The sequence below is a fragment of the Rathayibacter tritici genome (genome assembly GCF_002932875.1).
GTDB classification, from domain to species: Bacteria; Actinomycetota; Actinomycetes; order Actinomycetales; family Microbacteriaceae; genus Rathayibacter; species Rathayibacter tritici.
Window position 1 is genome coordinate 1 of sequence record NZ_PSWS01000087.1, and the last position, 665, is coordinate 665.

Below are 665 nucleotides of genomic sequence, written 5' to 3' on the forward strand. Positions count from 1 at the left end.
ATGCATCTTTCGACCGCCGAACGGATGGAGGAGATGTATCGGTTGGCTGTACGTGTGTTGTCATCATGTTGTCCGTGGTGAAATTTTTTCCGGGGAGTGACTGCGGTGGTTCCGACGTACGCTGGGTCCGCTATCCACTCGGCATTATCGAGAATCGGTTCCCATCCACACAGGCTGATGGTCGCTCGGTCGTGCCGAGCGCCGGGGGTCGGATCGGACACGCAAAGCAAGTTACCGTTCACGTCCGAGGCAACTTGCACGTTCAGCCCTTGACGGTGTCGCTTCCCGGAGTAGTTCGCTCTCCCCGTCACGGCGCGGTTCCCGGTGGGAACATCGGTGCCGTCGACCAGGACCACTCGGCCCTGGATAGCCGTCTTTAAACACACCCCCGACAAACAGCAGGCCTGCTCGATCAGCGGGACGATCCGCCGATATGCGCGAGAAATCGTGGGCTGCGACACACCGAACATATCCGCGATAGTCGTTTGGTTCACGTTCTGCCGCAATAAGATCAGAGTCATAACGACCTGCTCGCGAATGTTCAGCAGCACCGGGCGTCCCGAAATCTCACCCCTCCCCGTGACAATCTGCCATATCCGACAGATCAGCTCCGTCAATTGCTCCGCATCCAGGCCTGTAGTAGAGTCGTACCGCATCGGCTTCCC

1 protein-coding gene is annotated in these 665 nt (G+C 58.6%); it reads right to left on the reverse strand.

What is annotated here, in order from left to right; translation table 11 throughout:
* Positions 1 to 551, reverse strand: a 551-nt coding sequence (locus C5D07_RS15085) for a transposase family protein (protein ID WP_170063569.1), incomplete at its 3' end; no start/stop codon positions are given.
* Positions 552 to 665 lie beyond the last annotated feature (114 nt).